The organism is Zymomonas sp., from assembly GCF_020216885.1.
Taxonomy (GTDB): domain Bacteria; phylum Pseudomonadota; class Alphaproteobacteria; order Sphingomonadales; family Sphingomonadaceae; genus Zymomonas.
In genome coordinates this window covers 1-10,000 of the sequence record NZ_JAIWON010000004.1, presented here as the reverse complement: position 1 = coordinate 10,000, position 10,000 = coordinate 1, and the positions used below count along the sequence as shown (strand labels likewise).

Annotated in this window: 7 protein-coding genes; 2 read left to right on the top strand and 5 right to left on the bottom strand. The window is 43.6% G+C overall.

Annotated elements, in window-relative coordinates; translation table 11 throughout:
- Positions 1–919 (bottom strand): AI-2E family transporter (locus LDL18_RS00165; RefSeq protein WP_296505868.1); only part of this gene is annotated, 919 nt, incomplete at its 3' end.
- A gap of 59 nt (positions 920–978) precedes the next feature.
- On the bottom strand, positions 979–4,359 hold the full coding sequence (locus LDL18_RS00160; protein WP_296505866.1) for a glycosyltransferase: 3,381 nt from the start codon (positions 4,357–4,359) through the stop codon (positions 979–981).
- A gap of 127 nt (positions 4,360–4,486) precedes the next feature.
- Here LDL18_RS00160 and LDL18_RS00155 point away from each other — a divergent pair, with 127 nt between their 5' ends.
- Positions 4,487–6,091 (top strand): adenosine deaminase, encoded by a 1,605-nt coding sequence (locus tag LDL18_RS00155; protein ID WP_296505864.1) that lies wholly within the window; start codon positions 4,487–4,489, stop codon positions 6,089–6,091.
- Between the two features lie 130 nt (positions 6,092–6,221).
- On the opposite strand, the gene LDL18_RS00150 is transcribed toward LDL18_RS00155, so the two are convergent.
- From LDL18_RS00150 to LDL18_RS00140, 3 genes are all read right to left on the bottom strand, one after another.
- Complete coding sequence (locus LDL18_RS00150; RefSeq protein ID WP_296505862.1) at positions 6,222–6,743, bottom strand: phosphoribosyltransferase family protein; 522 nt, start codon at positions 6,741–6,743, stop codon at positions 6,222–6,224.
- A gap of 77 nt (positions 6,744–6,820) precedes the next feature.
- On the bottom strand, positions 6,821–7,849 hold the full coding sequence (locus LDL18_RS00145) for an arginine N-succinyltransferase (protein WP_296505860.1): 1,029 nt from the start codon (positions 7,847–7,849) through the stop codon (positions 6,821–6,823).
- On the bottom strand, positions 7,846–9,060 hold the full coding sequence (locus LDL18_RS00140) for a hydrolase (RefSeq protein ID WP_296505858.1): 1,215 nt from the start codon (positions 9,058–9,060) through the stop codon (positions 7,846–7,848). Before LDL18_RS00140 ends, LDL18_RS00145 begins: the two co-directional genes overlap by 4 nt.
- Positions 9,061–9,377: 317 nt before the next feature.
- Here LDL18_RS00140 and LDL18_RS00135 point away from each other — a divergent pair.
- Positions 9,378–10,000 (top strand): HAD-IB family phosphatase (locus tag LDL18_RS00135; protein ID WP_296505856.1); only part of this gene is annotated, 623 nt, incomplete at its 3' end.

Genomic DNA, 10,000 nt, shown 5'->3' with positions numbered 1-10,000 from the left:
AGGGTAATCGTGTTGCGCCGCCAATAAGAATTGGGCGTACCACATGATCGGCAATCATCAGGATTAACATTCCTAACGCAACAACTGTAATCGCTGCCCCTATATGGCCTTGTGAAGCCAAAATAGCTGCAACAATACAAAACATAACTGGTGCACAAAAAGGAATAATGGCTGCAATGGCTGTCATTCCTCCAAACATAACGGCGTGAGGTGTACCGGTAAAAACATAGATAATGCCTAGCAGGACGCCTTCGCCTAGTCCAACCAACACCAGCCCGTCTAATGTGCCACGAACAGATAGAACAACTTGATGGGCAAAACGCTCCATATCGGGCCCCATTAAACGACGGCTAACATTCAAGAACATTTTTTGTAATTCAGAACCCGAACGAAAAAGAAAAAAGAGGCTCATTAGTGTAAAAAAGAAAGTGGTAATACGCCTTGCCACATTCATGCCGAAAGCACGGCTATGATTAATTACATTCCCATTTAATAGCTGATGCAGCGATATCTGGCTGCCATCAGAAGAAGGTGCAAAAAACTGGTGCCATTTATTAACAAGATTCCCACCAAAAAAAGGTATCCTGCCAAGCCAGTCTGGGGGCGCTGTGTCCTGATTTTTTAAATCTTGGAAAAAATGAACAGCAGCCTGAAAATCATTCATGATTTCAAAGGCAAAAAATAATAGCGGCAAAATAAGTGTGACACCAATTGCAAGGGTTGCCAAAGCTGGTGCCAGCATTTTTTCGTGTTTTGACCCCATGGACTCTTTAAGTTTGAGCCATAGCGGCCAAAATGCAATGGCAATAACAATACTCCAGATCAGAGCCGGCCAAAAATGACGGATTGTCCATAGCCCTAAGCCTATAATGCCCGCAAAAAAAATAAATCTAAAAGTATATTGAGGCCGGCTTGCCATATTGAAATCCATATAAGAGATAAAAAATCAGTAAATTTTATATAATTTATATTAGTAATTTATTTATTACTTTCTGTCTGGACATGACCTGATCTTTCCAATTTGTCCCATCCGACCTTGGGGCCTCGGATAGCTTGTGTTAAGGCTTTAATGACAACATAATACATTATCTGACGATAACCGATCCGTTGTGGAATCAAGAGCCATAATAGAGACCATTTCTCTTTCCGCTCCAAGGCAAAAGCGACGACTCCAGACATTAAATCGATAAGTGTAAAAACGCTCCAATAAGCCGCCATTTTTTGGAGATCGTCCCCTTGTTGTACCCAGCCATGTTGATAGACTGCAAAAACCGTAGCCATAATGCTGATAACCAAAGCAAGGTCGATAATAGGCGATATAGTTGCAAACCCGATTTGGAAGATTAGAGATTGTGGCAGCCCTATATAAGCCAATCCTTTCGGGCGGCGATTCTTGATAATCGACCAGTGTTTCCAAAGACATTGCAATGTTCCATAAGCCCAGCGGAAACGTTGACGCGCGAGAGCTTGAATGGTTTCTGGTGCCTCTGTCCAAGCAACCGCATAGGGATCATAACGTACTGCCCAATCATGTTCTTGGATAATAATGGTTAAATCTTGATCTTCAGCCAAAGTCTGATCAGGGAAACCTCCAACCTGACGCAGCGTTTCTGCCCGCCAAGCACCCACGGCACCGGGCACAACCGTCATAGCATTCAAAAGAACCGTTGCTCGTCTCTCAAGATTTTGAGCTGTAATATATTCTAGCGCTTGCCAACGTGTGATCAGATTAATCCGATTGCCAACTTTGGCATTACCAGCAACTGCTCCTAATTTTGGATCAGAGAACCATCGCGTTAGACGGGCAATTGTCCGTGGTTCAAAATGCGTATCTGCATCAAGAGCTATAATAATTTCACCTTTTGCTTTTTGAACGCCGTGGTTTAACGCGCGCGCTTTTCCGCCATTGGAAAGTCGGATAAGCTGAACGCGAGGATCGTCAGAAAATTGGCTTTCAACAATTTGAGAACTGTTATCGGTAGAGCCATCATCAATAACAATTACCTCGATATTATTAACCTCAGCGCTGGCTAGGACACGCCGGATAGAGGCTTCAATAACAGCTTCTTCATTAAAGGCGGGGATGAGCACACTGATAGTGCGCTCTGGATCGATAGGTGGGAAAATTAGCCGATTTTCTTTTCTTGCTTGGATGATCGAAAAAGCGGAAAGAAATAAAGCACGCAAAATACCTAAGGTGATTGCAATCGCGAATATCCACCGAAGCGCAATAACGGAGGCACCAAGGCAAGAAAAAAGAGCAAAATTCCATCTTGCTGAAACGCGTTCAACCGGACTCAAGGGTGGCATCGCCTCGTCACGTTTGAGATTGATAAGATCTGAAACTAAAACCAGTTGATAGCCATTTGCCCGTAATTGATGAATGATATCGGGTAGAGCTGCTATGGTTTGTGTGCGATCACCACCGGAATCATGTAAAAGGACGATCTGAGCGCTATGCTGGCTAGTTGCCTGTTTAACCTGCTCCATAACTCTCTCAATGATCTCATCCTTTTTTGGCCGTTGCCAGTCATTGGGATCAACATGTAATCCAACAGAAAGATAGCCCAATTTTTGCGCCGCATAGACAGGATCAATCTCGTCGGCTGTTGTTGGCTCAGCATCTCCGAAAAAAGGCGCACGAAAAAGGCGCAATGAATGTCCTGTAAAAGCTTGGAAAAGGCGCTGAGTAGCATTAACCTCAATAATTGTACTATTGGCGCTGGCCATGCCCAAATTAGGATGGGTATAGGTGTGATTACCTACTTCATGGCCCTCTTTTATTTCTCGTAATAATAAGTTGCGATTGGTGAGCGCATTTTCACCGATAATGAAGAAGGTTGCTGGTGCATGTTCCTTTTTCAAAATATCGAGAATTTTAGGTGTCCATTTCGGATCAGGGCCGTCATCAAAAGTTAAGGCAATCATGCCCGGACGATAACCCGCCCGTTCAATGGCATAGGGAAGGGGGATAGAGGAGAATCTTTCATCCGTAATTAGGCCTTCTTTGTCGAGGTCAATTTGGCGCTCACCTGCAACCGGACGACTGGCAACTCTTAGAACTTCTCCGGTGCCTTCGATATCAACTTCAGTACCTGCTGGAATATGACTTAATGCCTTGATGGGATCAGCAACTATTGCTGTGTCATTAGTACCATTATGGATTAAATGACCTTTCCCAAAAATATTCCACAGTGACGGATCTTCTGAACCAAGGCGCCATAAGGCTAGAGCGTTGAGTCCCAGATGGTGCGACATTTTAGTCTGGTTATAAAAACTGACAGCATCTAGCATCCACACATCATGTAAAATACCGGCTTCACTATAAGAAAAATGCGTATTCCCAGTCTCTTTATCAAAGGCTGGAATTGTCCCTGATTCATGCGCGGTAAGCCATGCCTGTTCGATAGATATAGCATCGGTATCGCTACCTTTTTTCCAATTATAGGCATATGAGCCTAAGGCAACGATCACTTTTTCTGGTGGTAGATTTTGAGTGGCTTGTTCTACAACATCAAGAAACCAGTCATTTGAGGCAATTGCGCCCGGTTCACCTTCTGGATAATGTTCGTCGTAAGCCATTAAAATGAGTTTATCGCTTACATTAGCAATGGCTGATAAATCCCATGCCTCATCGGCAACAGGCACGGCAACGGTCAAAATCCAATGATGTGCAGAAAAACAATCGTGGGTTTCTTTGAGAAGTTGTAGATAAAAAGGCAGTGTTTGCTTGTTCAGAGATTCAAAGTCAAAAACAGCGCCGTCAGCCTGATTCTTAACTAAAAATTTTTCAATATTATTAAGAAATTGTAGTCGTGCAGCTGGGTCTCGCATTAAAATCGCTGCATTTTTGCCATCCCATTCCCCATTACTAACATTTTGTACCATAGGCAAAATTTTAGGTTTTTGCTTGGCATTATTGATAATCGCATGACCTTGAGGGTCAGGAAATTCTGTCCAGTGATGATCTCTACCTGTAACGGATAGCCAGCCTGGCGATAGCCAGTCGATATCATTGATATGCCGCGATAGCGATGCAATGCTGGCATCATCCCACGGCGTATAGAAGGCCATGCTCAAAGTATCCTTTAGAGGCTTAGGAGGTGTTTTTACTAAGCCAATACGAGATAAAGCCCGATGAAAATTGATGCGCGTGTGGGATGTAATCCCGTTAGGCTGTGCTTTTATGGGCGCGCGGCCAATAGAAAAAGGTAAATTTTGCCCGATGGATGGAATCGCAACTGTCGCAAAAAGAGTTGCTATCGCTAAAAAGAGCAAGGCAAAAAAAGCAACGATTGCGAGAGCAAAACGCCTTCTTCTTTTCCCTGATGAATCATAAAATACTGGTTTTTTGTTCATATTTTTATTTCACGCGCATCTTTTTAATAAAAATGATACGTTCTTATAAGATAAATGATGTATCGGAAATTGATGGATTTCTGTAGAAAATCTTTATGCAATTTGGTGACGAAAAGGAACTGGCAGGTTGTTTTTTCAGAATTTTTTAAAAATATCACTATTCCCTTTAAAAACAAAGACAACCATTCTTTCTCTCATTTTTTCTTTGTTCCCTGTATCGCAAAGTTATGCTTTTGTTCCCCAAACATCGAGTAATTCTAGCGATGAAAGCGTAGCAGCCACCAAAATAGAAGAAGCCAAAGGTGATATGCCTCGTTTGCATATGCTTGTGTCTGCTTTTCCTAAAGGCGGCGATCTTCATCACCATCTGGCTGGCGCCATTGATGCAGAAACGATGCTTCAATGGGCTGGCGATCAAAATTTATGCATTGATACTATAAAACTATCTATAATTCCGTCCATTTGTGAAGATGCGGTGAATAAAAAGCCAGCGAAAAATCTGGAGCGCCAAGATCCAGTTCTATGGAACCGGTTAATAGATGTTTTCTCAATGAGGAATTATCATTTTGATGTTACCGCTGGAGAGCATTCTGGTCACGATCATTTTTTCTCTAGTTTTTTTCATTTTGCGGCAGCCTTGGATAATAATTTTGGCCGAATGATTGCCTATAGCCGCCGTGATGCAGCGGCGAATAACCTGCTCTATATTGAAACGATGCAGAATCCGAAGGTGGTGTCGACTTTTGCGCGGAGTGTTTTGCAAGATGCAAAAGGCAAAATCTCATCGGAGGACTTATGGAAAGTCGTGAAAGATCGCCTTCCGGCGGCAGTGGCGGCGGCAAAGGCTGAAACCTCGGAAGCGGAAGCGCAATCTCGTCAGATATTACAATGTGATGGCCGTCAACCTGACCCAGCCTGTTCGGTTACAATGCGTTATATGGTTTTTGCTGTACGGGCGATGCCGCCCGAAATGGTTTTTGCACAATTAGCGTTGGGTTTTGCCTTGGCACATAGTGATCCAAGATGGGTCGGCGTGAATATTGTCGCACCAGAGGACGGTGCAGTTTCTATGCAAGATTATGACCTGCATATGCAGTTTTTCCGTTTTTTAAGGCGGTTATATCCTGATGTAAAAATCACACTCCATGCAGGTGAGCTGGCACTGCCACTTGTCCCTGCTGCCGGTTTGAGGGATCATATCCGGAAAGCTGTTTTTGTTGCAGGTGCTGACCGGATTGGTCACGGAATTGATATCGGATCAGAAATGAATCCAGTCGAAATTTTGCATCATATGGCTGAACGCCCTGTGCCAGTTGAAATCAATTTATCCAGCAATGATGCTATCTTGAATATCAAGGGTAATCAGCATCCTTTTGCTCTTTATCGTCAGTATAATGTGCCTGTCGTTATTTCGACGGATGATGCCGGTGTGTCTCGTAATGATCTGACCACGGAATATATGCGAGCAATAGAAGAGCAACATGTATCTTATAGTGATTTAAAAAAGCTCTCTCGTGACAGTTTGGAATATGCGTTCTTGGCAGGGGATAGCCTATGGCAGAAAAATACGGGGGAGAGCATGAAGCCTGTCTGTAGTGGTATAGCGTTTACAGCTATGCCCCAAGGAAAATGTGCTGATTTCTTGGCAAAGAATGACAAAGCTGCCTTGCAGTGGAAATTGGAAGCAGCCTTTATTCGCTATGAAGAACAGGTCAGGGAAGGGGTTTTGTAAGTTAAGATAGTTTTTTCGACCTACATAATCAGATTGCCTAAAAAACGGACTGTTTAAAAAGATTATTATTATTTTTAAAGGGGGCAATAAAGATCACATAATCTTGTGGATATTTATTGCCCCCAGCCTATTAGGCCAGCCGTTCTGGAATAGAATTGGCTTCTTCGTTAATTGTATCCTGACTACCCATAGCTTCCCAAGGAAAGATCAGCCAGCTTTTATCGACATCGCGATCGATGCTGCGCGCGGTGATGTCAACTCGCGCTTTTGAGCGGATATTATCTAATAAAACCGCAAAACGGACATGTTGAGTGACGGCACCATTTTTGTCCATCATTTGGCGCAAATAGGCGATGGTACCGCCGGAATCATTGATGTCATCAACAAAAAGCAGCTTACGTCCTGCAATGGTTAATTGAGCCAGTTTTAAGAGCAACTCATCAGCGAAATCAAAGACTTTAGATGAGTGATCAACCGAGAGCATTGGGACATTTAGGCAGTGGGACAAGTAAACAGCCGGAACCAAACCGCCCCGTCCGACCCCGACGACGAAATCGGGATATTCATTGCTGCTTTCTACTTTTTTAGCCAGCGATTTTACATCACTGATAAAAGATTCATTATCGATATGGGTAAATTCAATTTGCGCCATAATACTCAATATTCCGTTTAGGGAAATGATACATAAAGGGAAGCCTATATCCTATTTTTCGTGATTTGTCGGATTATTCAGCGAGGGATATGAACGAAATTATCGCCGGATGTAAGCTGTAAATTATTGATGGCTTCCTTGTTAAGTCTTATCTGTGCGCTATCTTTTTTCTCTTCGCTAAGAAAAGCATAGCTGGCACGAAAATCTTTTAAGCGGCCTGTTGCAACGACGGATAGTTGTCCTTCACCATCATTAAGCGCCGCATCTTCTAGCGTGGCTTCTCTTGCATGGGCGACAGAAATAATGTGATCGGTTTCAGCTACCATTGTGGGCCCACCGTCAAAAATATCGACATAGCCATTTGAAGAGAAGCCTTCTTTTTGAAGCATCCGCATTGCTGGCCTGCCACTTGTGTGGGGATGACCAATAACTTCGCGTGCAGATTCTGGTAACAAGGCGGTATAGATCGGATAGTCAGGCATTAAATCCGAAATAAAATGGTTACCTTTGATAGAATTGAGATAGTCAGCTTTCTTAAAAGACATTCCGAAAAATTTGTTACCTAGTCCGTCCCAAAAAGGAGATTTGCCATTTTCATCAATAACGCCGCGTAATTCAGCTAGAAAACGATTTGCAAATCGGGCGCGATGTAATTTGATAAAAAGATAGCGTGATCGTGCCAGCAATAGACCAAGGCCACCGGTACGGTGATCAGGATGTAAAAATAAACCGCCGACTTCGGAGCAGCCTTCTAGATCAGTTGTTAGCGTCAGCATCTGTGTCGTAATGCGTTGGTCTAATTCTGGAGAGGTCTTGGTGAGCTGGCTGAGGCGATAGCTGTAAAACGGTTGTTTGACCCCAACTTTAGCAAAAATCTGGGCTGTCCCGACGATTTGACCACTGTCGCTATGTTCGAGCACCAAGACATAGACATGATCGCGGACGGCATCTTCCGTTTCAGAAAAAGCCTCGTTACTTCTAACAATCTTTGCTTCTAAAGCCTTGAGGTCAGGAGGTAAATTTGTAAAGCCACCTCCTGTTAGCTGTGCCAAAGCATAAAGCGATTGTTCATCACCGGCACGTGCCGGACGAATTTTGTAACTCATATTCCCCCCATATTTAAAAGTCTTATCAGAATGAGAGCAGAAAGCTGCGCCCGTTCTTCAAGACTTTTGATAATCATGAACTCCTTTTGGGAATGGATATTGCCTCCTCGAACCCCCATTGTGTCAATGACGGGCACATCCATTGCCGAAATATTATTGCCATCGCAAACGCCCCCCGTTTCTTGCCAGCGAGCCGTTAATCCGAGATCTCGACAGCTGGATTCAACCAGCGCCATCAGATTTTTGCCTTTTTCGCTAATCGCTTTAGGGGGGCGACCGAAATGGCCATAAATTTTGACTGTTACACTATGGTCTTGAGCAATATCTGCAATTGTTTTTTTTAGAAGATTTTCAGCTAATTGCATTTTTTCAGGCGTCGAAGGCCGGATATTAACCCGTAACACCGCATTGTCAGGAACAATATTATTGGGCCCGCCGCCATCAATCTTGGCAGGATTAACTGTTAATCCCTTTTTACTGGCTGATTTGAGACGAAGTGCCATATCGGCGGCTGCCACAATAGCATTGCGCCCTTGGTCTATATTTCGTCCAGCATGGGCAGCAAGACCGGTTATAACAATAGAAAAATTACCACTTCCCGGTCGGGCACTGGCAAAGGTCCCATCTGGTAGGGTTGACGGTTCGTAGGTAAACGCGGCGATTTTTCCCTTGGCAGATTGGGTCAGTAGTGAAGAAGAGGAAGACGAGCCTATTTCTTCATCGCTGTTTAAAACGATTTCATAGCCCAATTTGTCTTTGTCGGGATGATTTTCAAAGGCTTGGAGTGCCGCCAGCATTACAGCCAAGCCGCCTTTCATATCGGCGACGCCGGGACCGCCAATTGTTTCTTCATCCAAGCGGGTTACTTTGTTGAAAGGGTGATCTTTGCCAAAAACAGTATCGAAATGGCCTGTAAAAAGGAGTTGTAAGGGCGCTTCTGGACGAATCGTTAAATGTAAATGTGTGGCTGTTGTGGGAGGAAGCGGAACGCCTTCGGCAGAAATAGCGGCTTGGGAGGGATGTGTTACTTCCTCTATTTTAGCCGGAAGGATTGAAAAAGCCTGTTTCAGCTTTTTGGCCATAACGGCAAGTCCCGTTTGGTTATAAGAGCCGCTGTTAATATTTGCCCATTCCGTGAGATAATCCAGCATAGAAAAATTAGCGGCTATTTTTAAAATTTTCTCTTCGCAAGCATTGATTATATCCGCCATTTCGTCCAATCCTTTTTATTTGTGAATGAAGGCCGATAAATAAGAAAACGGCGATTTATCGACAGAAACAGGAATTTCTAGAGATATAGATCTAGATCATTCCTGATAAAAATGGCAAATGCTGTTCTGTGATACTGCGGCGAAGACAGAATGTTTTTTCGTAGAAAATGAAAAATTTTTAAAACCTGAATCGGATATACCATCCAAGGCCGGATATTCTCAGTTAGGGTAAGGTATTTGTAAAAAATAGACCGTATATTTTTATGTAATTATCTTGTTTTAGTTTGAGATACCCCATTACCTACCCCAAGGGAGCTATGACGATAGAACTTGCTATTTATGATATGGATCGCACGATTACTTATCGGCCGACATGGACACCCTTTTTAATTTATGTGGCTTGTCGTCGGCAAAGGTGGCGCTTGCTTTTTCTTCCCTTGGTCGCCTTGGCAATGCTTTCCTATATCATGCGCCTGATTTCACGGGGGCGCTTGAAAGAGATATCCCATGCTTTGCTTTTGGGAATACATGTTGATCCCAATGATATCATGCCTTTGGCCGAGAGTTTCGCTGAGAAAACGATCCGTGATAATATCCGTCCCGGGGCTGTTGCGGCGATAAAAGCCGATCACCAAGCTGGAAGACGGCTCGTTATGGCTACAGCATCTTATCGCCTTTATGCGGGTTTGATTGCCAGAAAATTAGGTTTTGATGATGTTATTGCAACCAATAGTAGTATTCGTCATGATGGCCATTTGATTGCCCGCATTGAGGGAGAAAATAACTATGGCCCTGCAAAATTGCGAATGATTTTGGCATGGATGACATCAGTCGATTTAAAACGCACCGATTGCCATATCCGTTTTTATAGCGATCATGTCTCTGATGCGCCGGTATTCCGTTGGGTTGATTTACCCTTTGCGATTAATCCTTGCCGCCG